This window comes from Paenibacillus durus ATCC 35681, assembly GCF_000993825.1.
Taxonomy (GTDB): domain Bacteria; phylum Bacillota; class Bacilli; order Paenibacillales; family Paenibacillaceae; genus Paenibacillus_AQ; species Paenibacillus_AQ durus_B.
The window spans coordinates 5,002,205-5,026,334 of record NZ_CP011114.1 but is presented as its reverse complement, the minus strand read 5'-3'; the positions used below and the strand labels follow the sequence as shown (position 1 = coordinate 5,026,334).

Genomic DNA, 24,130 nt, shown 5'->3' with positions numbered 1-24,130 from the left:
GGCCGTGTATAATACAATATATTGGCTGCCCCGCCTTTACGGCCCGCCGGATTACTTCTGTATGGAGGAATTCATTGGATACTCTGCCAAAAGAAATCAGTCAAACAAAAGCACCTTCAAGCGCTTCGTCCAAACGCATATATATTTTTCAGCTTCTCACCGTCTTTATCGGATTTCTGATCTTCGGATTCTCCGAGAATATCAAAGGCCCGGCCATTCCCCGTATCCAATTGGAACTGGGTCTCGACGAGATGCGTATCGGCACGCTGCTGTCGCTGAACTCGCTCGGCTATTTACTGGCCTGCTCCTTCACCGCCTACCTGATCCGCAAAATCGGTATCAAGGCCGTCTGCCTGCTGTCGTTCGGTTCCATGGTCGTATCCGGGGTGCTGATCTTCTTGTCCCGCAGCTATCCGGCGCTATCCGGCTCCTTCTTTTTGATGTATATCGGCAACGGAATGCTGGAAATCGGGCTGGCCGTACTCGGCGCGCGAATCTTTGTCCGAAATACCGGGACGATGATGAATTTGTCCCACTTCTTCTATGGACTGAGTTCAACGGTGGCGCCGATGATCGCATCGGGCTTAATGACACTGACCATTGGCGGCCGGGCTATCGATTGGCGGGATGTCTATCTGCTGATTCTGCTGCTGGCCGTCCTGCCGATGATTCCGGCGATTGCGGGCAAATTCCCTAGCGGCGGCAATACAGAGGATGACCGGATTCCACTGCGAACGATCGCCGCCGATCCCGTGATCTGGATGCTGATCGCTATTCTGTCCTTCGGTGTCATTTCCGAAATGGCGGTAGGCGGCTGGCTGGTCAACTTCCTGGAAAAAGCCTACGGCTGGAGCGGAACCGCTGCGGCGGGCATGCTGTCCGTCTTCTTCCTCTGCTTCACCTTCGCCCGGCTGTTTCTCGGTCCCGTCACCGATAAAATCGGCTTTACGCTGTCGATTATCGTCTTCTCCGCCCTGTCCGGTCTGCTTACCTTCGCCGCTATTGCGGCTGGTGAACCGGGGGCGTTCCTATTCGCTGCGGCGGGCATCGGCATCGCGCCGATCTATCCTATCGTGATGGCACTGATCGCGCAGCGCTACCGTAAGGGTAGCGACACCGCCATTACGTTCATTGTCACCTTGATGGGCGTATCCAGCGTCATCGGCAATTATCTGATCGGCGCGATCATTACCGGCATCAAAGACATTGTCGCTTCAAGCCGAAGTGCCGAGAGCGGCCTGCTGCTCGGACTTCAGGCAGGCTATGTGTTCATCGGCCTGTGTGCCCTGCTCTGCGCCTTGTCCGCAGTGCCGCTTTTCCGGTATTTGAAGCAGCGGGGCGAGCTGCTGTAGCAGCAAGAATCCACAAGGATGTGTAAAAAACGAAAAAGTTGATCGTGTCCGGCTTGACCGGATTGTTGGCTGCCGTTCTAATAACCTCCTGTACCAAGAGTTCCGATACCGGCATTCAGGAGGCGAGCAGCGCCCCAAGCGTAAGTCCAGCCTCTGTCCAAGACGGATCGGTAAACTCTTTTAAAGCGGGAGTGTTCGTAAATATCGAGAACAGCAGTCATCCTTTATTGAACGAAGAGATCAAAAGACTGCTGCAAACGGCACTAACCTCCATGGCCGATAAGGATACGAAGGGGTTCCGCAGCGTATTTGCCGACGACCGATCGGGCAGCGCCCAGCTTTATTTGTTAAACCGTGACTATGCTTTCGATCAGCTCGGCACCGTTAGGCAGGATCATGCGAACCGTATAGAGGTTCAAATCATTGGCAAAGTCAAGCAGGATGCCGGGGTAAGCGACCAATATCTATACTTCTATTTTGTCAAAAATGCTCAGGGCCAGTGGTTTCTTGGATCGATTGATTAGCAGATCCGGCCTCCGAGCGATTTACTGCCCTTATTCCACCACTTCCGCCGACAGGTTCGCCCAGGTAACGGAAGCCGGGCCATGTCCCGGAAAGGTCGTATAGGTCAAGCCGTTCACATAAATCCGGTATGAACCGGACTGAGAGAAGGTTACGCTTCCGCTGAACATCCCGTTTTTTACCTGAATTTCCTTTGTGGAAACCGTTGTAAAATCCTTTCTTATATCCCCCGCATCCGGTACATAGCGCTGAATCGTAACCGTCAATTTATCGATAGGCAGATTGGGCGGATTGATCACTTTGCCCGAAATCGTGAACGAGTCTCCGGATTTAAGTTTAAGGTAGCCGCTTACCGGAGATTCCAGAGTCAAAAATCTCTTCCCTTCATCTGTAATATTCACCGGAATCGCGGACGGGTCGCTTACATTGCGTCTGATCCGGATTCCTGCCGCTGCCATCCCCATAGTACTGATCTCGACCGGGTTGATGCCCGGCTCCAGCGGCATGGACAGCTGGATACGGTTATAGAGCGAGCCGTCCAGAGAGATGTCCTTCCCCACAATCTTCCTTACCAAGCTGAACCAGACCCCCGAACCGATTGGAGACCCGGCTCCCGGCGCATACAGCTCCTTGGCGTAGAGTACGGTAAACACTGCCTGATCTTCTCCCGTCTCCCAGTACGGCTGCAGCACCTGCGCCTTCTTCTCGCTCCATCTCCAGAAGAGCTGGCCGTTCTCCGTACCCGCCGTCAGACCGAAGAAGGTCAGCGCGCGCACCGGCACATAGGCCGTGCCGCCTATCAACAGCGGCGCCGGAATCGTAAAGTTCTCCGCCGGCAGAGCCTTGCCCTGCCCGTTGTATATCCGGGTCGAGCCGATGCGGAAATTCAGCTCTTCCCGCCGCGAAACGACCCGAACCTGCCGTTTTACGGAATTCCAGGCAACGGAGGATACCGCTCCCGATTCCCCCAGCGCGCGCAGCGGTACATACAATCGGCCGTTTCGCTTTATGGGCGTAGCCGCCTTGACAGCCTTTCCATCCAGCGACGCTTCGCCGCCTGATAGATTAATTCTCATCTCATGCTTGATCAAGTCGAACCGAACCGCGTCCGTGGAACTCACGGCGCCGGATGCCGTTAGTGCTGAAGCGGCTGGCACTACGGCTTCCGCGCCGGCGGCAGAGATTTTGACATCCCGGACCGGAATGACAACCGCTCCCGTCAAGAACGCGAATACTGCCAGCCACACTGCCGGTTTCGGCATTTTTTTAACCGTCATATGCTTACCTCCCTACATATTTTCAAAAATATCCCATCTGATTAGACGATGAACGGCGTTAAAGGTTTCTTTCACGCAACAAAACAGGGCCCTACCACTGCCTTACCGGCCTAGGGAAAACCCTGTCTTTCTGTGCGAATGGCAGCGCCGAATTCCATTTTAAGGGGATGATCGCCGAACATCTTTTTCTTCCTAAAAAAGATTGTCCAACCGCTCCCCATAATATGGTAATCTGATTCAGAAAATCATGGGAGGTGCTATCTTTGAAGCATATTACAGTTAGAAAAGCCGAAATCGATGATATTGCAGGACTTTCCGAATTGTTCGTTGACTTTATTGGCAAAGAGTCTAATCTAGCCGCAATGAAAAAACAGCTTGAAGTCATATCCGCTAATCCGAACTATTACGTTGCAGTCGCCTGCGAAGGAAAAAAAGTTATTGGCACTTCGATGGGAATCACTTGTTATGACCTTGTTGGCGATTGCAATTCTTTTCTGCTGATCGAAAACGTAGTCGTACTGCATCAGTACCGGGGCCAAGGGGTAGGAAAGCTGCTTATGCAAGCGCTTGAGGATTTTGGGGAAATCCAACATTGCAAATATGTCATCCTGGTATCCGAAAGCAAACGCCAATCCTCGCATAAATTTTATGAATCCATCGGCTATTCCACCGACCAGAGAGGGTTTAAGAAACAATTGATGAGTCATACTTAGCGGAAAATATTAGAAGGGGCTGCCCCTCAGTAGTCTCAAAACTACTTATGTGGCAACCCCTTAATCCTATCTTATCCCGTATAGGCACGGTCCCATTTATGCACGGGCTTCACACATAATGGCAAACGGCCTGCGTCCCGGGAGAAATCTCCCGGAGCGCAGGAACGTCCTGCCGGCAAATATCCGTCGCCATCAGTCCCTGTTCGCGGGCATGCATTCGAAATCGGTATTACGCTTTGCCAATCGGCGCGGCTTCCGGCTTCTCGATCATGACCGTCAGTCCTCCGTCCGACTCGCCGACCTTCAGCACGGAGCCTTCGCCCGCTTCGCCGGAGATCAGCGCCCGGGCGACCCGGGTCTCCAGGCTGCGCTGGATGAACCGCTTCAACGGTCTTGCGCCGTATACGGGGTCGAAGCCCTCCTTCGCGATAAAGCGCACTGCTTCGTCCGTGAGGACAAGGCCGACCTGACGCTCGGCCAGACGCGCCCGCAGGCCGTCCACGAGCTTGCCGACGATCTGCCGGATTTCGTCAAGCGACAGCGGCTTAAACATGACGATATCATCCACCCGGTTCAGGAACTCGGGGCGGAAATGGCCGCGCAGCTCGCGCATGACGCGCTCCTTGACCGCAGGCGTGAGATCACCGTTGTCGTCGGTGCCCTGAATCAGATGAGGCGAGCCGATATTCGAGGTCATGATGACAATCGTATTCTTGAAATCGACGATCCAGCCCTGCGAATCGGTCAGGCGGCCATCATCCAGCAGCTGCAGCAGGATGTTGAACACGTCCGGATGGGCCTTTTCCACTTCGTCCAGCAGGACGACCGTGTAAGGCTGGCGTCGCACCGCTTCCGTAAGCTGGCCGCCTTCCTCGTAGCCGACATATCCCGGAGGCGCGCCGACGAGCCGGGACACGCTGTGCTTCTCCATGTACTCCGACATGTCGATGCGGATCATGCCGTCCTCGCGGTCGAACAGCGCCTCCGCCAGCGCCTTCGCCAGCTCGGTCTTGCCGACACCGGTCGGACCGAGGAACAGGAACGAACCGATCGGCCGGTTCGGGTCCTTGATGCCCGCTCTCGCCCGCAGCACGGCGTCGGACACGAGCGATACCGCTTCGTCCTGCCCGACGACGCGCTGATGCAGCGTCTCTTCCAGCCGCAGCAGCTTATCTCGTTCGCCCTCGACGAGCCTGCTGACCGGAACGCCGGTCCAGCGGGAGACGATGTCGGCGATCTCGTCCTCGGTTACCGCCTCACGCAGCAGCCGGGAATCGCCGTCCTGCTGCGCCGCTTCCTCCGCCGCCTTCACCTGCCGCTCAAGGTCGGGGATGATGCCATAACTCAGCTCGGCCGATTTGTTCAGGTCGTATTCTTCCTGGGCGCGTTCCAGATCCATGCGCGCCTGCTCCAGCTTCTTCTTCAGCTCGCGGACACCGGAAATGGCCGACTTCTCCTTCTCCCAGCGGGCCGTCATTTCCAGGTGTTTCTCCTTGAGATCGGCCAGCTCCCGCTGGAGCGATTCCAGGCGGCGTTTGCTGGCGTCGTCGGTTTCTTTTTTGAGCGCCGCTTCTTCAATCTCCATCTGCATCAGCCGCCGCGTCACTTCATCCATTTCGCCCGGCATGGAGTCAATCTCCGTGCGGATCATCGCGCAGGCCTCGTCAACAAGGTCAATCGCCTTGTCGGGCAGGAAGCGGTCGGTAATGTAGCGGTTCGATAGTACGCCCGCTGCTACCAGCGCGCTGTCGTGGATTTTGACGCCGTGGTGCACCTCAAAGCGCTCTTTCAGGCCGCGCAAAATCGAGATCGTATCCTCGACGTCCGGCTCGCTGACCATTACCTGCTGGAACCGGCGTTCCAGCGCCGGGTCCTTCTCGATGTACTTGCGGTACTCGTCGAGCGTCGTCGCGCCGATACAGTGCAGCTCGCCCCGGGCCAGCATCGGTTTCAGCATGTTGCCCGCATCCATCGCGCCTTCGGTCTTGCCCGCGCCGACAATCGTATGCAGCTCGTCGATGAACAGGATGATCCGGCCATCGCTTTCCTTGATCTCCTTCAGAACGGCTTGAAGCCGCTCCTCGAACTCACCCCGGTACTTCGCTCCGGCGACAAGCGCGCTCATGTCGAGGGAGAAAATCGTCTTGTCCTTGAGTCCCTCCGGCACGTCGCGGCGGACAATCCGGTGGGCCAGACCTTCCACAATCGCCGTCTTGCCGACGCCCGGCTCGCCGATCAGCACCGGATTGTTCTTCGTCTTCCGGGAGAGAATCCGGATGACCCGGCGGATCTCGCCGTCACGGCCGATGACGGGATCAACCTTGCCTGCGCGTACTTCGGCCACGAGGTCGCGGCCGTACTTCTCCAGCACCTCGTACGTTGCTTCCGGCTCCCGGCTTGTCACCCGCTGATGACCCCGGATTTCCGCCAGGACCTGCAGCAGCTTCTCGCGTGTCACGCCCTGGGCTTCAAATATCCGGCGGATATCCGCATTCCCGCCACTGCCGGATACCATTGCCAGTACGGCATGCTCCACCGCCACGAATTCATCCTGCATGGCCGCCGCTTCCTTCTCGGCCTGCTCTAGCGTGGCGATCAGCGCAGGCGAAGCGTACCGCCGCACCGTTCCGGCGCCCGCGCCGCCTACGGAGGCCCTGCGCCGGAGCAGCTCATCCGTGCGGCGGAGCAGCTCGCTTTCCGGCACGTTCATCTTTTGCAGCAGCCGGGGGAGCAGCCCCTCATGCTGCTCCAGAAGCGCTTTGAGCAGATGCGGATTATCGATTTCCTGGTGACCTGCACCCGCAGCCAACGACTGCGCGGAAGCGACCGCCTCCTGCAGCTTTTGCGTTAATTTATTGAAGTCCATTCGGCCTCATTCCCTTCTTGGATCGTTGTTCTTCAGTCTGCCTGCCGTATCCGTTCACCCGGCCGCTGTCCTTCCGCGCCAGGAATCCGTACTCCGCTTCTTAGCCCCGGCCTGAAAACCGGAGGTCTGCTCAAGCTGCCGGTACAACTGCTTCTCTGCCTCGCTTATGGAGTCAGGAACACTGATCTCGATGTCAAACAGCACGTCGCCATGCGTTCCGTTCTCCCGCGTCAGCCCTTTGCCCGGTATCCGCAGCGTCCTGCCGCTCCGGATGCCCGCCGGAATCTTCAGCTTGACCGCGCTTCCGTCCGGTAAGGATACCTTCGCTCCTCCGCCAAGTACGGCCTGCCAGGGAGCAATTTGCAGGATTCCCCGCAGGTCTCCGCCGCTTACTTCATAAGTGTCATGGGCGCGGATATGCAGAACGATCAGCATATCGGCCGCTCCCTGCCCTCCGTGTTCTCCGCTTCCCGGCACAGATACCGCTGTACCGTCACCCGAGCGCGGCGGGATGTTTGCGGTCACCGTCCGTCCTCCGGCCTGGACGGTGACGCTGCCGCCTTTATAGGCCTGCTCCAGCGTAATGTCGAGTTGGGCTTCCACCATGCCGCCCATGCTGCCCATACCGCCCATGCCGCTGGCTCCCGGACCTCTTCCGCCCGAGAAAAAGTCGAAGCCCGCCCGGCCCGCCGCCCCCCTGCCGCCGAAGAACATTTCAAACAGGTCGCCGCCCGGAATGTCCTCGCCGCTGAAAGAATAGCTGCCGCTCCAGCCCTCGCCAAACGGTGATTCCTGGGAGGCTCCACCGCCCGACGGCCCGCGTCCGAAACCATATTTTAGAGCTTCGTCGTAGGCTTTGCGCTTCTCCTCGTTCCCAAGCGTTTCATACGCCTCGGCTATTTTTTTAAACCGCTCCTCCGCATTCGGGTCCTTGTTCACATCGGGATGCCACTGCTTGGCGAGCTTCTGATACGCTTTTTTGATCTCCTGTTTGGACGCATCCTTGCTGACGCCAAGCACACTATAGAAATCGGATTCCGCCATCTTAGGCGCCCTCCCTTCTCCTCTATTCATTATTTCCCCGTTTTCCCGGTACTGTAATCCGAATCCGTTCCAATGCTCGAACCGCTTCGCAAAAAAGCGCATTATAGCCGGAAATCCATCTACAATGCGCTCCTCGTATATATTATTCAACACTTGACGCGTCTTCCATTACCGCTTTCGGCGATTATTCGCCGTCCCGAATCTCAATGCGTCTGCCCTGCGGGTTCTTCCGCTTCGGCACTTCAAACATCAGCAATCCGTCTTTCAGCGAAGCGCGGATGCCCCCTTCTTCGATGTCCTGCACATAAAATCTGCGCACATACTCGCCGTACCGGCGTTCTTTGCGCACGATCTGCCGACCTTGATTTTCCTCGCTGGTTTCTTCCTTGCGCACAGCCTTAATCGTCATATACGGCGCTGTGTAATCAATCTCGATATCTTCTTTGGCAAAGCCCGGCAGCTCGGCTTCGATCAGGTAGGCATTGTCGCTTTCGCGGATATCGGTACGGAAAGACAAAGTGGAACTCTTGAACGGAGCGAAGAAGTCATCCCCAAACATGTCATTCAAGGATTTGGTCAGTTGGCCAAAAGCCTCTTCCCGCCGTTTTCCAAAAGGAACCAAATCAAACATCTTTCATTCCCCTTTCTTGACTTTGACTTTATTTGACCTTATGACTTTATTATAGCCCCTGCCCCTCCGATGCTCAAAACCGATTTCAACGCAAAAAACGCCGAATTCCGGCGTCTTCAGGCATTTTTAATGCAAAAATTTCGTGTTTTGATTATTTTGACCTTTTTTGACCTTCGGTACGGAACTTCTTCCTGTATTCCTCTTCCAGCAGGCTCATCGTAATGATGTCATGGTATTCATGATCATAGTACAGCGCTTCCCGGCGCACGCCCTCTTTTTTAAAACCGAGTCCCTCGTACACATGGAGCGCGCGTTCGTTGTACGAATATGCTTCAAGCTCGATCCGGTGCAGATTCAGAATGCCGAAGCCGTATTCCAGCATTAGCAGCAGCGCTTCCCTCCCATAGCCCTGGACGGAGCCTTCGTTTATTCTCGGTTTCGGAGGAATACCTGAGGAGCGTATTGACGACGGCATCAGGGCACTGAAGGAAGCGTGGCTGAGGTAAACAGATGCGGCCACGCCATCGTTATGACAGCATTTTAAGTTAAGTTTAAATATGGAGTTGCATCATTTAAGGGAGTATGATATGGTTAGTTTATTGGAATTTTGACCTGAACTCACATATTGCAGAGGGTTATGATTTTGAGTGCATAACTTTGCGCAATATGTGATTTTTTATTTTTAAGGAAATAATAAGGTCATGTTCAAAAAACAAGGAGGTTTTCTACAATGGAAACAGGAACAGTTAAATGGTTTAACGCAGACAAAGGCTTTGGCTTTATCGAAGTTGAAGGCGGCAGCGATGTATTCGTGCATTTCAGCGCAATCGTCAGCGAAGGCTTCAAGACCCTTGATGAAGGTCAACGCGTCGAGTTCAACATCGTTCAAGGCAACCGCGGTCCGCAGGCCGAAAACGTCGTTAAGCTGTAAATCAGAAAGCACGCCCCGAACCTAGCGTTTGGGGCGTTTGTTTTTTGCTGCAATAATCCGGGAGAGAAAGAGGGATGCTTCTTGTACTATTCACGGAAAAGGCCTCTGGAGGATATTCCGGAAGAACTTACGGCCATATGGTCCTGTACGAACAAAAGCTGCAACGGTTGGATGAGGGACAATTTTGTCTTTTTAATTCAGCCCACCTGCTCCTTGTGTAACTCACCGATGGAAAAAGGCGAGAAAATGCTCCCTGCGGTAGTTAATACAAGTCCCACTCAATCCAAAAAATAGATTAAGGCACCGCACAGGTGGACCTCAAGCTTCGGCCTTAGCCGAAGTTTATTTGTCTTTTCCGTTTCCGCTCTCTTCCCCGCAGCACAGATAAGGCGCCTTTCCCTCTATTAATACAGCACCCGCCATAAGTAAAAAGTCGCGTACGCCTCCCAGCCCCGCCAGCCCGCGAACAGCTCCCGCAGTTCGGGAAGCGTCGGCTTCCGGTCCATCCCAAGCGCGGTCTTGACGGCATTGTGCAGGCCGACGTCCCCGATGGGAAAAGCCGTGGCGTCGCGCAGGCAGCGCATCCTCACGTACTGGGCGGTCCAGGGGCCGATTCCCTTCACCGCCGTAAGCCTCGCCTCGGCTGCCTCCGGCGAGCCAAGGGCCAGCAGCTCCTCCCGGCTCAGCGAACCGCCGGCCATAAGCTCCGCGACCGTAAGGATCGTCCGCGCCTTGCTCCGGCTTAGCTGGAGAGCGCACAAATCAGCCTCCGCCGCTCCAAGCAGCGACTCCGGCGGCGGAAACAGATGGTAGCGATGACCCGACCACAGGACGGATTCGCCGTAGCCTTCGGCAAGCCGCGCCTTCAGCTTATACGCAAAGGCTAAATTAACCTGCTGCCCGAGAATCGCCCAGCACAGGGCCTCGAACAAGTCGGGGATGCCGACTATGCGCAGGCCGCGACAGCGTTCCGCCAGCGGACCGAGCAAAGAATCGCCCTCCGCCAGCTTATAGAACGGCCGCAAGTCACGGTCCAGGTCGAACCAGTCGCGGATATAGCGCGCCAGGTCTTCTAGCCCCGCAACCCCTGGCCGCTTCCCTTCCAGCAGCTCCACCCGCATCCGCCCCCGCTCCGGCGCGGTCAGCCGGATCAGCAGCGCCCCGCCGTCCGCCCAAAGCAAACGGGTCACCCCTTCGCTGTCCGTCCTGTATAGACATTCCAGCGGCGAGCGCGCCATATAGTCGAGGCAGGCTTTCCAATCGAACAACTCCGGCAGCGGCAGCTCAAAAAGCAAATCGTTCATGTCCGGCCGCCGCTACATGGGCGATTCCCTCCAGTTCCAGCAGCTCCTGCTTAAGCCGGAGCCCTCCGGCATAGCCGGTCAGGGTGCCGTTCGCCCCGATGACCCGGTGACAGGGAAGAAACACCGGCAGCGGGTTGCGGCCATTCGCCGCGCCCACGGCGCGCATCGCCCCGGGCCGCCCTATTTGCCCCGCCAGCTCTCCGTATGTGATGACCGCGCCATACGGAATATCGCCCAGCGCCGTCCATACCTCCCGCTGAAACGCCGTTCCTCTAAGATCGAACGGCAGCTCCCGGAAGTCCGTACGAAGCCCGGCAAAGTAGTCCTCCAGCAGACGAATCGCCCCCCACTCTTCAAAGGGCCGCTTATCATCGGCCACGCTGCTGCGCGGAGCGTAGCGGTCCAGCCAGGCCTTCGCCGTCTGCTCCGTATCATGCTGAAAGGACAGGCGGCACAACCCGTCCGCGCCGCCCCACAGTGTCCATGTCCGTCCCCCAAAATTAAGGGTGTGCCGGTATATCGTATTCTGGCCCATCCGCCATTCCTCCTTGAACCCGTTCTCTGTATTCTGTAGGCGACGCTCCCGCGTTCCGGTGAAACCAAGCGGCAAAATGGGAAGCGCCGCGAAAACCAACCGCCCTGCCGATATCGGACACGGGCATCCGGCCAAGCCGCAGAAGCTCGCAAGCCTTGTCCAGCCGCACCTGGTTTAGCTTGGCGGCCAGAGTAAGGCCGGTCACTTCCTTGTAGACGCGGTGAAGATGAGAGGTGCTGACCTGTAGGCGCCCGGCCAAGCCGCTTAGCGTCAGCCGCTCTCTGTACCCGGCGGTGATCACGGCATCGGCCTGAGCCGCCAGAACGGCGTCCGGGCGCAGCGGCCCGCCCTCTTCGGGACGGCATCTTTTACATGGCCTGAAGCCAGCCTGAAGCGCCTCCTCCAGCGACGGATAGAACGTTACATTGTCCGGCTTGGGCGTTCTGGCCCGGCAGGATGGCCGGCATACGATGCCGGTGGTCCGAACCCCGGTATAGTAAATCCCATCATACCGTGCGTCGCACTGGACGACAGCCTGATAGACAAGGTCGAATAATGCCTGATCCATGATGCATCCCCTCCACACCGCCATTATAACGCATTGCGCCGCTCCTTGGCAGGACAGCCGAATAAGAGGGCAAGAATACGACAGTGCCTTTTTTAAGGAAAAGATCATCCGTTCTTGGCCTAAACACCGAGCGGTTGGCTTCTTCCCATATACATCCCCGGACCGAGAGCAGAATCGGCTTGCGGATGGTTTGGGCCGCCAACGGCTCCAGCATATAATTAATTCGAAGCTTAGCGAGACGGAAGCTGCTGGAAAAGGTACTGACGCCAGTCTGAGGGAAAGCCGTTTAAATTCCGTTTACAGTCCTGTTGTAATTTGGTAAAGGCTTCATTGCACATAAGACCATTCTTTTCATTCGAGGTGAGTTCCCATTAAAACCAACGTTCTTGACAACAACAAGTATCTGGTGCTTGCCGCGCTGATGATCGGCCTGATTTTTACGGAGCTGGACGAGACGATTGTCGCGACGGCGATGCCCACGATTATCCGCGAGCTGCACGGCCTCAGTCTCTACGGCTGGGTGGCGGGCATTTATATGCTGGCTGTCACGATGTTCATGCCCATTCTCGGCAAGCTGGCTGACCTGTACGGACGCAAGCGGGTGTACTTAAGCTGCATGGCGCTGTTCATCGGCGGGTCCATCGTCAGCGGGTTCGCGCAGTCCATGACGATGCTGCTTATCGGCCGGGGCATCCAGGGCGTCGGCGCTGGCGGTCTGATGCCGCTTGCGCTCGTCATTATCGGCGAGATCTTTCCGCTGGAGCAGCGCGCCAAAATCCAGAGTCTGGCCGGCCCGATGATGATTATTCCGCAGCTGCTCGGCCCGACACTTGGCGGCTACATCGTCGGACATTTCAGTTGGCACTGGGTGTTCCTGATCAATCTCCCGGTCGGCGTTCTCTCCGCAATCCTGCTCGCCAAGGGGCTGAACGAATCGCGGAGCGAGGAGAAACGGGCCATCGACTGGACCGGGGCCGGCACGCTGATGCTGGCGCTGTTGTCCCTGCTGCTGGCGCCCGTGCTGATTGACATTCAGGGCTACGGGTGGTTCTCTCCCGTCATTATCGGGCTGCTTGCGGCCTCCGCCCTTCTGATCGCCCTGTTCATCAACATCGAGCGCCGGGCCGTAGAACCCGTCATTCCCATGCATTTATTCAAGAACCGGAATGTTGTTGTGCTCTCCATTCTTGTGTTCATCCTGATGCTGGGCATTATGGGCGGGATTGCCCTCTTCCCCTTCTTTTCGCAAAATGTCATGGGCCTGACACCGACCGCCTCCGGATATCTGTCGCTGGCGTTCATGGCTGGTGTGATCCCGGCCAGCATTGTGTTCGGTTCTCTGATCACACGCGTCGCTTATCGGAACCTGTTTATCCTGTTCTTCACGCTGCCTATTGCCGGATTTTTCCTGCTGTCGCGCATCGGTATCCACACCGGCGTTCTTTACATCATCGTCTGCTTTGTGATCCTGGGCGTCGGCATGGGGGCGATGTTCGGCGGAAATACGCTGATCGTTCAGGAATCGGTGGAGAAAAAACACAGCGGCATCGCCCTATCCACAGTCCAGTTGTTTCAATCGCTCGGGGCGACCATCGGGCTCAGCGTGTTCGGCAGCCTGCTCTCCGGCCACATTAGCAAAGGTGTAGAACCGCTCAGCAGTCAGCTTCCTCCCGGCACATCGGAGAATCTGGCAGCGGGCGGAATCCCGCCCGGCATCTCGCCGCAGCTGCTGACCGAAGTGAAAACCGTGTTCGCACACGCCTTCCAGAACGTGTTTTCCATCTCGCTCGTTTTTGTTATTCTGACGTTCTTCATCTGCTGGTTTCTTAAAAAAGAGGTGCTCTCCTCCCGGAACAAAGAGGACTCCGCCGAAACGATCGGAGGCACGATCCCCGAAACCCTGTAATCTTCCCATAGCACTGCGCAATAAAACGGCTGCGCCGCCCAAATGTTGGGGGGTGCAGCCGTTTCGCGTAAAAACGTTCTCATCCTGAAGTTTCACAGGCAGCAAAATTCGATCCGATCCGACAGGATTCTGTGATGAAAATCTCATTTTTCTTCTAACTAAACAGGATTATTGTTCCATGCTGTCGAATATGTTCTTAAGAAAGAACAGCGGATCAAACCTACTCTGGGAGAGATACTATGAAAAAAATACCATACTCGGAAATACAATCGGAGCTGCGGACGGGCGATTTGATTCTGTTCAGCGGACAATATGAAATCAGCAAGCTTGTCGAAAAACTGGAGGGCAGCCTCTGGTCCCATGTCGCCATGGTTGTACGGATTCCCGAGATTGAGGATCCGCTGCTGTGGGAATCCACGGCTTTGACGAATCTGCCGGATGTCTTGATGAACGATCATCTAACAGGGCCGAAGCTGGTTGATTTGCAGAAAAGGCTGGAAACCTACGGAAGCGATGTCACTCCTTATGTTCCGCCCCGCTACGCCGTAAGACCCCTGGACGTTGAGCGGAGCGAAGAGATGATTTCGAGCCTGCACGCCCTGTTTACGGAACTGCATGGCATCCCCAACCCCGGCCAATGGAAAATGATTCTCGAGGTCCTTGAAGGCCGGATCTTCAAGATTCGTTCCAAACTGGACAATTATACCTGCAGCGAGCTTGTCGCCGAGTCTTACATCAAGATGGGCCTGCTCGATCCGAATGCCGTGATCAACGGGTTTATGCCAAGCGATTTCTCCTCGGACGGACATCTGCAGCTGCTTAAAGGCTCATTCAGGGAAGAAATCGAAATCGACCTAGCCGGCATCAAATCGTCCAACTGACCGAAGAACATGAAGGCTACATTAACCGCATCTTCGGCAGCTTCAAAATTCCGTATAGGCCGGATTGGATTACTTGTGTTAGGACTGGTCATCGCTCTACTTATGCTGCCCTACATCCAAACGGCGGATTCGGCCCGTCTGGAGGAGGCCGCCGGAGCCGGCAGCCTCCGTACAAATACGGATCTACAGGACGACTTGAAAATATGGGAGGACAAAGACGGACAGCTCACGATCAAGGATGTTGCAAGTCCGGCAATGGATTCGTTATTCGCGCCGTACAAAACCAGCGGACTCAGCGGCTCAATTAAAGGTTCGGTCTATTGGGTCAAGCTGGATCTGTTCAATGCCTCTTCCAAGGCGAGAGAGCTTCTGCTCGAACTCAGTAAACCTCAGCTCAGCCGGGTAACCTTGTACCAATTCGACGATGAACGCCATTTTTTGCGCCAGACCCGAACGGGAAGAAGTCTGCCCTTCAATGAGCGAACCTTCAACCATCGGAATTTCATTTTCAACCTTTCGTTCCCTCCCGAATCCGGGCAGCGGCTGTATTTTCAGATTCAAACCGACACTTATCTCCAGCTTCCGATGAAGCTGTGGGAGACACAGAGCTTTATCGAAAGGGAGCAGCGCTCGGGCCTTTTGTTCGGCATGTATTACGGGATTATGTTCGCAATGGCGCTTTACAACAGTTTTCTCTTTGTGTCGATCAGGGACAGGGTTTATCTCTATTATGTGCTCTTTATCATTTCCTTTGCGATCATGCAGGCCGTGTGGGACGGATTTGCCTACCAATATTTATGGCCGGGGCATCCCGCTTGGGAGCTGAAATCCAATCCCGTCTTTATTGTGTTGACCTGTCTGTTCACATGCGCGTTCTCACGGACCTTTCTGTCGGTTCCTAAATATTCGCCGCGAGTGGACAAACTGATGTGCGCCTTTATAGCCGGGCTTGTTCTAACGCTGCCTGGTATGATATTTATGCCGCCGGGCTTATGCACCAAATTAGCCGTCTACCTTGCGTCTGCCAGCATTTTGGTCTGCCTGTCGGCGATAGCGGCCGTGCGGTTTCGGATACGGTCCGTCTTTTTCTATAGTGCTTCATGGCTGGTTCTGTTTGCAGGCTCCACACTAAATATCTTGGCCGCTTACAAGCTGCTTCCCTTGAACTTCCTGTCGCTGTACTCTGTACGGTTCGGCTCGGTGGCCGAGACCATTCTTCTATCCGTAGCACTGGCGGACCGGTTTAACCTTATCAAGCAAGAAAAACTGCTGGAAGAGAAGCAGGGAATCCTGCTCAAGAATCTGCATGAAACGACGAAAAAGCTGACTTCGACCTATGATTTAGACAAGCTTCTTTATTACACTCTGATCAGTCTCTCCAAGGTAACGGCCTGCGAGAACGGCTTTATTCTGTTAAAGAACGGGGAGGGGTACATACTGAATACCTCAGTTGGCAGCGGAATGTGGGAAGGGCTGCACTTGACGGAGCTTGAAACGGAACCGTTCTTTAGCGTGTTGATCCGTGAAAAAAGGCTGATGCTCCACTCCGATCCCGGTGTATCCTCCAGCCAACTCAGCCCAGGCGCCAAAACCTGCATCGGAATCCCAATCCTGTACCGCGACCGTTTGCTGGGTCTGGTCGTGCTGTACAGTTATTCCTTAAGGAGCTTTGCTGAGAGCGAAAGAGACATCCTCCGCGATTTTGCCGGGCAGGTCGGCATCTCCATTGAAAATGCCCGCCTGTTCTCGGAGATTAACCAGATGGCCTCAACGGACGGTCTGACGGGAGTGTATAACCGCAGCTATTTTCTGAGTCTGGCCAACAGGCACTTGTCCCAATGCTGGAGCATGGATAAACCCTTATCGCTGATCATGGTCGATATTGACCATTTTAAGAGCATTAATGACCGGTACGGCCATCTTGCCGGCGACAAGGTTATTCAGGAAACGGCGAAACTGCTCGCCGAATTGGCTCAGCCCCGCGGCATTATCGGCCGGTACGGCGGCGAGGAATTCGTGATCCTACTTCCTGGTACCACAGCCGAGCAGGCGTACCGCCTGGCGGAAATTATGCGGAAAAGCATCTCCGCGTCTCCCGTCCAGCTCGAGCAAACGGGCAGCGTCAGCTACACAATCAGTTTGGGCGTCTCATCCATTTCGCCGGACACAAGCGGAATTGAGATGCTTATCGACCAGGCGGACCAAGCGCTGTACAAAGCCAAAGAGAGCGGCCGAAACTGCGTAATGGAATTTGAATTGAACACTTCCCCACTTAGCTAACACTTGAAGTGGGGGATTCTTGGGTAATCCCTTCTACTGAGGGGAATTCATTTCGATATTTTCTCACGAAAAATCGTAGACCAAGCGATCCCTGCGGTTCCCGCAGTTTTCCAAAGGAACATCTGTACCGATCTTCCCAGAGTTTTAAGATTTTTGCCTAGCAAAATATCTAAAGGAAAGAGGGGCCTGACGTTATAACAGCAAGGCTCTTGATGTTCTGTGCGGCATTTTCATCCCGATCATGAAGGGTATGGCACGATGGACATTCCCATTGCCGCACAGACAATTTCTTTACTTCGGAATGGATAGTGCCGCATACATGACACCTTTGGCTCGTTGGAGCGAATGTGTCGGCAAACTTCAACGTACGTCCATACCATTCCGCTTTATACGAAAGCTGACGGGCAAATTCACCCCAGGACGCATCGGCGATGGATTTGGCCAGCCGGTGATTTTTGAGCATGTTCGCCACGCTCAGATTTTCGATGCTGATCGTTTGGTTTTCACGAATCAGCTTCGTGGTGAGTTGATGCAAAACATCATGGCGGCTGCCCACGATCTTCTCATGGATTTGGGCAACCTTCTGTTTGGCTTTTTGCCAATTGGAGCCTCCTTTGTTACGGCGAGCCATGCGGCGTTGCCAAAATGCAAGTTTTTGTTCATATTTGCGAAACACTTTGGGATTGGTAACCCGCAACCCATCAGAGCAGACCGCTAATTCCTTGAGTCCAAGATCAATGCCGATCTCCTTATCGGTCTGCGGCAGAGGTTTCATTTCCACTTCGCAGAGGATGGATACAAAATACTTGCCTGCCGCATTTCGCCGCAGGGTAGCCGAAAGAATGCGGCCTTCACACGCTCTGGAGTTGGCAAAGCGAAGCCAGCTAAGCTTCGGAAGTTTCAGTCGGTTTCCGTTGATAGCAATATTGTCATTGGTGTATTTGGTGGTGTAGCTTTGCACAGGATGCTTGCGGCTTTTGAAACGCGGAGCCTGATTTTGTTTCTTGAAGAATCGTTCAAAGCTGTCTGCCACGTTTCGCACCGCCGATTGCAAAGCAATGCTATCTACCGATTTTAACCATTCAAATTGCTGTTTGAGTGCAGGAAGCTGTGTGGCACAGGTGTTATAGGATAACCCTTTGCCGGTTGCCGCATAGGTTTCGTTCCATTTGATTAAGAAATGATTGAAGACAAAACGGCAACAGCCAAACATTTGATGGATGAGTTGCCGCTGTTCCGGGTTGGGATAGATGCGATATTTGTGAGCTTTATGTACCATCATGCCACAAGGCCTCCTTTCGTACAGGATAGTTTCATAATAGCACATATGTTCGCCTTAAGGCAAAAAAACCACCGATTCATCTCCTCCCTATAGAGGAAGGAGTCTTCTCGGCTTTTTAGATAAAGGAAAACTTCGCTTAGAGATTCTCGGTGACGGATATTATTTCAATAAGGGACACCTTCGCGGCTGTCTTTTTGTTTGGTCTGACTCGCGGAAGCGGAAGTGATATAATTAATTCACCATAGGCTTACAGGAGAATACTTTCATGCCATCGATACATGCGCTTGATGACGCCGGGTGGGCCAGGCTCATCCAAGATACGGCGTATTATTTTGACGACCTGACCCTTAAACGGGGCTTCCAATATTATAAGCAGCAGCGGGTGTCTGAGTTGACGGCTGGTTCACCCGGACTTGTCACGGCTTTCGTAGACGGAAAAGACCGGTACAGCGTCGAAATTATTCTTGGCGCCCTCTCAATCAGCAGCTGCAGTTGTCCCGTCTTCGGTCCATGCAAGCATATGGCGGCCGTCCTGATGGACTACGCCGGAGCGCAGGGACGGCCGGTTCAACTGCTGGCCAATGCCAAGTCTTCCGCCCAGGTCAGGGCGGCAATAAGCTCCGCCCGCGCCGTACCGGAGAGCGGCAATGCCGCCGCTGGGAGAGCAAGCAGCTTACGGCACGACAGCCCGGCTTCCGGTACCCTGGCCGCCGAAAATGGCGGGCCAGACAGCGGTGGCGGTTCAAAAAACAATAACGTGACGGACGCTGACGATAGAGCGGAAGGCTATCCTGATGGAGGTGAAGCAGGGTATCCCGAAGGATCGGTCAGTAGCGGAAGAATGGACAATAGAACGGGCGGCGCTAACAGAAGTAGTGTCAGGCCGGGCAGCAAGGGAGCTAAGAGCGATGCTCTACGCGGCACCAAGGATGCCTTAAAGGAGCAAGGCCGCCTCATTCCGGTCATGAATGTCGCCGAGTGGCATGAACTGTTCGCACGTTGTGTATCCCCTCTTGCCGGAGAGACCCGAAACCCGCAATATGCCGATGAAGCGCTCACGGCAATCCTTCGCATCAAGCCGCCCTTGTCCCCAGAACTCGACAAGCTATTCGGCTTGCACGCCCGTCTCTTTATTCTGGAAACGCTGACTGCCCGCGTGGCCGGAAAGACCGGGATGTTCACGCCTTCGCTCGGATACTACACCCACCTGGCCGTAACGGAGCTTCAGGATGATATTGAGCGCTTCTTCAATACGAAGCCTTCCCCCGCCTCCGAGCCGGAGCAGTGGAACCGCATAATCGACACGCTCGGGGTTCTCCGGCGGGCGCTGCTGGCGGAATCAAAGGAGCAGACCTTCTATTATACTCTTTATTATTTGCTGTGGAGAAAATGGATTATTCCCGAAATGCGCGATACTGCGCTTTTCGCAGAAGAACTTCGGAGGCTGGAAGAGGAGGAAGGCAACCGGGCGGCTTCCCCGTCCCGGCAGCCCCTGCTGACCGCCCGGGCCTGGATGCATTTCTGCCTGTCCGAAGACGACGAGGCCTTAAGCCTGCTACGGGAAGCGGCTAAGCAGCCGGGATTCCATCCGGAATGGCTGGATATTTTTTGGGAGCCGCTGGCGGAAGCCGGGGAAGCGCGGAGGCTGGTGAGCTGGCTTACGGAGGCTGGCGAACTGCTGCAAGGGCATCGCCGTCACAGTCTTGGCAGCTACGCGCGGCACTGGGAGGAGGCTGTCCGGCTTCTGCCGGGCGCCGAGCCGCAAATGTGGCGTGTTCTGGCAGACATGCTTCCTTTAAGCGGCGGCATTTACGAAGAGAAGCTGCTGGCTCACGGTCGCTGGCGCGAGTGGATGGATTACCAGCTCAGCTCAGGCAGGGACCCTGCGGATTTCCGGGTGCGGGAGCTTCAGCCGATAGAGAAAAATGCGCCGGAGCTGCTGCTGCCCTTCTACCATCAGGCGGTCGAGCGGCATGTCTCAGAGAAGAACAGAAGCAGCTACAAAGCGGCGGTAAAGCTGCTGAAGCGGCTAAGCAAGCTGTATAAGAAAATGAAAGCGGAGGATCGCTTTGAGCATTTTCTCGGCTCTTTTGCCGCCCGCCACAGCCGCCTTAGAGCGCTTCAGGAAGAGCTTCGGAAAGGAAAGCTGACACCATGAACGGACAATTGCGGAATATTACGGTCCGGATCGGACTGAGCGAATACGGAGACGCGCTGTTGTACGGCTTGACGGATGACGGATATGGTCTTCCCGGTATGGCTTTGAAGCAGTTGCTCTTCGCCTGGCACGAGGATTCGTTCTACGGTACCGAGCTGGCCATTCACAAAGCCGGAGAGATCGAACTGGTCGTCCTGCCCGCCGAACAGGTCCTGTCTTTCTTCGCCGCAGGGCAGCTGCTGTCGCATATCGGCTGGTCATGGGACGGCGAAGCGGCTCCGCTCGCCGATCTGGCCCCCAGTTTGGCATGTTGCCTCGAGGAACGGCAGTATGTGCCAAGCCTTGCTGCATACCGCGAGGGGCGGCTGGAGTGGATCTGGGATGACCGAGCTCTCCAGGCCGCGGCGGAAGCCGCTGACCGGAAAGTGGCTGAAGTCATGCCGCAGGATGCGGCTGGCAATGCAGACCGCATCAGGGTGCGGAGCGGCGGCGCTGCTATTGCCACACCTGGCGCGCTTGCCGCGCTTCGCCGGCTTAAGGATGATCCCGGCTTCATAGCAGGCGTTCAGGCGGCCTTCTCCGCCGCCGTATCCGCGCACTGCTACGGTACGGAAGAGCAGGCCGCCGACCTGCGGCGCGAGTACCCGATGCTCTTCGAGCGTAAGCGCCTGGCGGCAGCCGGCATGGACGCGGAAGCCTGGCTCGTCTCCATCGGCTGGAAGGCCGATGTTTCGCTGTTCCGCCCCGCGCTCCAGCTGCTGGAGCCGTGGAAAGCCGAATCCTCCTGGCGGATTCGGCTCGTCCTGCAGGACAAGACCGACGCTTCGGTGCTTGTCCCGGTGAAGCTGGACGCGGACGGCGACGCTCATGGCGCCTGGCCCGCGCAGTGGTCGCCGCATGTAGCGAGCCGCTCGGCAGGCTGGCTGGAGCGCCTGCGCGCCTGCCTGCCGGAATGGCGCTTTGACGGCGCCGGCGACGTGCTGGGCCGGCCGCTGGACAGCGCGGCCGCATGGACCTTTCTGACGGCGGACAGCCGCCGTCTGCTGGATGCAGGCTGGCTCGTGCTGCTGCCGGCCTGGTGGGAAGCGGCGAGCCGCAGGAAGCCGCGCCTGCGGGCGAAGCTCCGCCCGGAGAGCGAGAACCGGAGCGGCCGCTCGCTGATGGGCCTGGATGCGATCATCGACTTCGATTGGCGCATCTCAATCGGGGACGCCGACCTCACGGAGGAGGAGTTCGCGGCGCTGCTCGCCCGGGGCGAGCGCCTGGTGCGTTTCCACGGCCAGTGGGTTCCGCTTGATCCCGCGCTGCTCGCCCAAATCCGTAGGGCGATGGATGGCATGGATAAGCGCCAGGGTTTGTCCTTCCAGGACGTCCTGCAGCTGCATTTACTGAATGCCGGTGAGGAAACCGGCGATGCAGACGAAGTTCCCGCCCCTGAAGATGAGATGCGTCTCCAGCTTGAGGTGGAACTGAACGAGCAGTTCGTCAAGCTCATGGGGCAGCTTGGCGGCAGGGAAGCCTGGCCGCAGTCCGGCCCGCCTGCCGGTCTGCACGCCGAGCTGCGCCCGTATCAACTGGAGGGCTATGCCTGGCTCGCCTTCCTGCGGCGCTTCGGGCTGGGCGCCTGCCTTGCCGACGATATGGGTCTTGGCAAGACCGTGCAGCTGATCTCCTACTTGCTTCACCTGAAGGAGCAGTACGAGGAGCGAACGGCTGGGCCGCGGCCGTCGCTTATCGTCTGCCCAACCTCGGTGCTCGGCAACTGGCAGAAGGAACTACAGCGGTTCGCGCCTTCGCTTGAGATTATGCTTCATTACGGCGGCGGACGCCTTAGCGGGGAGAGCTTCGCGGAAGCCGCAGCCGGGACCGATGTTGTGCTTACCTCTTATGCTACAGCAGCGCTGGACCAGGAGCTGTTGGCCGGCTTTACCTGGTCGGCGGTCTGCCTGGACGAGGCGCAAAATATCAAGAACGCCCAGACCAAGCAGTCAGCCGCCGTCCGCAGCTTTCCCGCCTTGCACCGGATCGCGCTCACCGGAACGCCGATCGAGAACCGGCTGGCGGAGCTGTGGTCGATATACGACTTCATCACGCCGGGCTTTCTCGGACCGTTGCGCGCTTTTCAGGAACGGTTCATCCATCCGATCGAGAAGGACGGCGATGCCAAGCGGACAGCCGATCTCAGGAAGCTGATCAAGCCGTTTATGCTGCGCCGCAAGAAGAAAGATCCTGCCATTCAGCTCGACCTGCCCGACAAGAACGAGATGAAGACCTACGTCCATCTGACAGCCGAACAGGCCGCGCTTTACGACCAGACGGTGAACGAGCTGATGGATAAAATCCGCAAGCTGGAGGGTATCGAGCGCAAAGGCGCTATTCTCGGCGCGCTTACCCGGCTCAAGCAGTTGTGCGACCACCCGCTGCTTGTCACCAAGGAAGCGGCGACGCACGAAGGAACGACTGACGAACCGGCGGATACGAGCCTGCTGATCGAACGCTCCGCCAAGCTGGAGCGGCTGCTCGCCATGGTTAAGGAGCTGCGGGAAGAGGGAGAGCGCTGCCTGATCTTTACCCAATATGTCGGTATGGGCCAGATGCTTCAACGTGTGCTGCGGGAGGAACTGCGGGAGCCTGTGCTTTATCTGAACGGAAGCACCTCCAAATCGGCGCGGGACCGGATGATCGAAGACTTTCAGTCCAGACGGGACATGCCGCTGATCCCGCTAGGCCTATCAACGCCCTCATCCGCAGGCGGAGATCAGCCGGTCATGCATGCATCCTCTTCGCTGAACGGACAGCCGCAAGCCTCTCTCCCGAACGGCCCGAAGCAGGACCTTTCACTTGCGTCGCAGCGGCCTGCCGTGTTTATTCTGTCCCTGAAGGCCGGCGGCGTCGGCCTGAACCTGACGGCGGCCAATCATGTATTTCATTTCGACCGCTGGTGGAACCCCGCCGTGGAGAATCAGGCGACGGACCGGGCCTACCGCATGGGCCAGACTCGCGATGTTCAGGTGCATAAATTCATTGCCCTCGGAACATTGGAAGAGCGGATTGACGAGATGCTGGAGAGCAAGCAACAGCTTAGCGACAGCATCATTACCAGCTCGGAGGGCTGGATTACCGAGCTGTCCGCCGAAGCTCTGAAGGACCTGTTCACCCTGCGGCGCGAATGGTCGGAAGCCTGACGGCTCCCGGACCCGAAGCACCAGAAAGCCATCCTCTGCATAAATGCGGGATGGCTTCTTTTTTAACCATAAACGCTGCTGCTATAGTATCTGCCTGTGTTCAAGCACACTCCTAATGCTTCCATACATCCTCATATTCCGGATTTCTTCTAAACTGGACACCAACATATGAGCACTGGGGTATAATTTTGACTCCCTTCGCCCTCGCTTCCTCCGCCAGTCTATTGAGCAGCCTCTGAGCAATATTTCCTCCCCGGTAATGAGGCGACACATACGTATGATCGGCTACCCAGGTATGCTCGTCTTTTGGCACATAGGTAATTTCTCCAATCGGTCCCTCGTCCGTTCGGATAACGAAGGCGTTGCGCTCTTTGTAAATAACGCCGATTTCATCGGTTTCGTTGTTGCTCATGGCCTTTACCTCCTTATTGCTGTCCCTTGGGTTCCACTATTACTTTACCCATTCAGCCCATTTTTCTTCAAAAATCCGGCACAAGGATACACAATTGTCTACAGATTGACGATAAAATTTAGTAGATTCATTCATTTTCACGCTTAACTTACGCGAAAAATGAATATTTCTCTGGATTTTCCAATTTACCGGTGGTAGAATCTTCTTAATCTTTTTCCCTACTAATCCAGGTGGAAATAAAGAGAGAATTACTAGGAAAGGAGAATTCTACATAAGCTTCACC

General features: G+C 56.0%; 19 protein-coding genes and 1 pseudogene. 10 read left to right on the top strand and 10 right to left on the bottom strand.

Annotation, left to right across the window (positions count from 1 at the left end; genetic code table 11):
• Window positions 1-83: 83 nt before the first annotated feature.
• On the top strand, window positions 84-1,352 hold the full coding sequence (locus VK70_RS23500; RefSeq protein WP_411431711.1) for an MFS transporter: 1,269 nt from the start codon (window positions 84-86) through the stop codon (window positions 1,350-1,352).
• A gap of 44 nt (window positions 1,353-1,396) precedes the next feature.
• On the top strand, window positions 1,397-1,876 hold the full coding sequence (locus VK70_RS23495; RefSeq protein ID WP_155986867.1) for a hypothetical protein: 480 nt from the start codon (window positions 1,397-1,399) through the stop codon (window positions 1,874-1,876).
• A gap of 30 nt (window positions 1,877-1,906) precedes the next feature.
• Here the strand turns inward: VK70_RS23495 and VK70_RS23490 are convergent, their stop codons facing one another.
• Window positions 1,907-3,151: a stalk domain-containing protein gene (locus tag VK70_RS23490; protein ID WP_025694328.1), complete on the bottom strand. Its 1,245-nt coding sequence runs from the start codon at window positions 3,149-3,151 to the stop codon at window positions 1,907-1,909.
• A gap of 263 nt (window positions 3,152-3,414) precedes the next feature.
• Between VK70_RS23490 and VK70_RS23485 the strand changes: the two genes are divergently transcribed.
• Window positions 3,415-3,864 carry a GNAT family N-acetyltransferase gene (locus tag VK70_RS23485; protein ID WP_233277727.1) on the top strand — a complete coding sequence of 150 codons (450 nt, stop codon included), beginning with the start codon at window positions 3,415-3,417 and terminating at the stop codon, window positions 3,862-3,864.
• A 229-nt stretch (window positions 3,865-4,093) separates the two neighbouring features.
• Here the strand turns inward: VK70_RS23485 and clpB are convergent, their stop codons facing one another.
• The 4 genes and pseudogenes from clpB to VK70_RS23465 all read right to left on the bottom strand — a co-directional run.
• Window positions 4,094-6,730 carry an ATP-dependent chaperone ClpB gene (clpB, locus tag VK70_RS23480; protein ID WP_046723823.1) on the bottom strand — a complete coding sequence of 879 codons (2,637 nt, stop codon included), beginning with the start codon at window positions 6,728-6,730 and terminating at the stop codon, window positions 4,094-4,096.
• A 54-nt stretch (window positions 6,731-6,784) separates the two neighbouring features.
• Entirely contained in the window at window positions 6,785-7,774 is a 990-nt protein-coding gene (locus VK70_RS23475) for a DnaJ domain-containing protein (RefSeq protein ID WP_025694075.1), read from the bottom strand.
• Window positions 7,775-7,958: 184 nt separating this feature from the next.
• Window positions 7,959-8,405 (bottom strand): Hsp20/alpha crystallin family protein, encoded by a 447-nt coding sequence (locus VK70_RS23470; RefSeq protein WP_025694074.1) that lies wholly within the window; start codon window positions 8,403-8,405, stop codon window positions 7,959-7,961.
• Between the two features lie 151 nt (window positions 8,406-8,556).
• Window positions 8,557-8,817, bottom strand: a pseudogene (locus VK70_RS23465) (GNAT family N-acetyltransferase); the annotation flags it as partial.
• A 318-nt stretch (window positions 8,818-9,135) separates the two neighbouring features.
• Between VK70_RS23465 and VK70_RS23460 the strand changes: the two are divergent.
• Both VK70_RS23460 and VK70_RS27525 read left to right on the top strand, forming a co-directional pair.
• Complete coding sequence (locus tag VK70_RS23460; RefSeq protein WP_025332779.1) at window positions 9,136-9,336, top strand: cold-shock protein; 201 nt, start codon at window positions 9,136-9,138, stop codon at window positions 9,334-9,336.
• An 81-nt stretch (window positions 9,337-9,417) separates the two neighbouring features.
• Window positions 9,418-9,630 carry a cold-shock protein gene (locus VK70_RS27525; protein WP_081754719.1) on the top strand — a complete coding sequence of 71 codons (213 nt, stop codon included), beginning with the start codon at window positions 9,418-9,420 and terminating at the stop codon, window positions 9,628-9,630.
• A 110-nt stretch (window positions 9,631-9,740) separates the two neighbouring features.
• Here the strand turns inward: VK70_RS27525 and VK70_RS23455 are convergent, their stop codons facing one another.
• From VK70_RS23455 to VK70_RS23445, 3 genes are read right to left on the bottom strand one after another with little or no spacing between them, the layout of a single operon-like run.
• On the bottom strand, window positions 9,741-10,640 hold the full coding sequence (locus VK70_RS23455) for a DNA-3-methyladenine glycosylase family protein (RefSeq protein WP_046723821.1): 900 nt from the start codon (window positions 10,638-10,640) through the stop codon (window positions 9,741-9,743).
• The gene (locus VK70_RS23450; RefSeq protein WP_025695901.1) at window positions 10,621-11,175 is read right to left on the bottom strand and encodes a methylated-DNA--[protein]-cysteine S-methyltransferase; all 555 of its coding nucleotides are present in this window, start codon (window positions 11,173-11,175) and stop codon (window positions 10,621-10,623) included. Before VK70_RS23450 ends, VK70_RS23455 begins: the two co-directional genes overlap by 20 nt.
• Window positions 11,141-11,743, bottom strand: a complete 603-nt coding sequence (locus VK70_RS23445) for a bifunctional transcriptional activator/DNA repair enzyme AdaA (protein WP_025695900.1) — start codon at window positions 11,741-11,743, stop codon at window positions 11,141-11,143. Before VK70_RS23445 ends, VK70_RS23450 begins: the two co-directional genes overlap by 35 nt.
• A gap of 421 nt (window positions 11,744-12,164) precedes the next feature.
• On the opposite strand from VK70_RS23445, the gene VK70_RS23440 reads away from it, so the two are divergent.
• From VK70_RS23440 to VK70_RS23430, 3 genes are all read left to right on the top strand, one after another.
• On the top strand, window positions 12,165-13,649 hold the full coding sequence (locus VK70_RS23440; protein WP_081754870.1) for an MDR family MFS transporter: 1,485 nt from the start codon (window positions 12,165-12,167) through the stop codon (window positions 13,647-13,649).
• Window positions 13,650-13,888: 239 nt separating this feature from the next.
• Window positions 13,889-14,530, top strand: a complete 642-nt coding sequence (locus tag VK70_RS23435) for a C40 family peptidase (RefSeq protein WP_025695898.1) — start codon at window positions 13,889-13,891, stop codon at window positions 14,528-14,530.
• Window positions 14,531-14,605: 75 nt separating this feature from the next.
• Window positions 14,606-16,810 (top strand): diguanylate cyclase, encoded by a 2,205-nt coding sequence (locus VK70_RS23430; protein WP_025695897.1) that lies wholly within the window; start codon window positions 14,606-14,608, stop codon window positions 16,808-16,810.
• Window positions 16,811-16,979: 169 nt separating this feature from the next.
• Here the strand turns inward: VK70_RS23430 and tnpB are convergent, their stop codons facing one another.
• Window positions 16,980-18,092 carry an IS200/IS605 family element RNA-guided endonuclease TnpB gene (gene tnpB / locus VK70_RS23425; RefSeq protein WP_046723818.1) on the bottom strand — a complete coding sequence of 371 codons (1,113 nt, stop codon included), beginning with the start codon at window positions 18,090-18,092 and terminating at the stop codon, window positions 16,980-16,982.
• A 265-nt stretch (window positions 18,093-18,357) separates the two neighbouring features.
• Here tnpB and VK70_RS23420 point away from each other — a divergent pair, with 265 nt between their 5' ends.
• The gene (locus VK70_RS23420) at window positions 18,358-20,250 is read left to right on the top strand and encodes an SWIM zinc finger family protein (RefSeq protein WP_052756030.1); all 1,893 of its coding nucleotides are present in this window, start codon (window positions 18,358-18,360) and stop codon (window positions 20,248-20,250) included.
• Window positions 20,247-23,435, top strand: coding sequence for a DEAD/DEAH box helicase (locus VK70_RS23415; RefSeq protein WP_046723813.1), 3,189 nt, complete (start codon window positions 20,247-20,249; stop codon window positions 23,433-23,435). Before VK70_RS23420 ends, VK70_RS23415 begins: the two co-directional genes overlap by 4 nt.
• 112 nt (window positions 23,436-23,547) lie before the next feature.
• Here VK70_RS23415 and VK70_RS23410 read toward each other — a convergent pair whose 3' ends face one another.
• A complete protein-coding gene (locus VK70_RS23410; protein ID WP_046723811.1) occupies window positions 23,548-23,847 on the bottom strand; it encodes a GNAT family N-acetyltransferase in 300 nt (99 codons plus the stop codon).
• Window positions 23,848-24,130 lie beyond the last annotated feature (283 nt).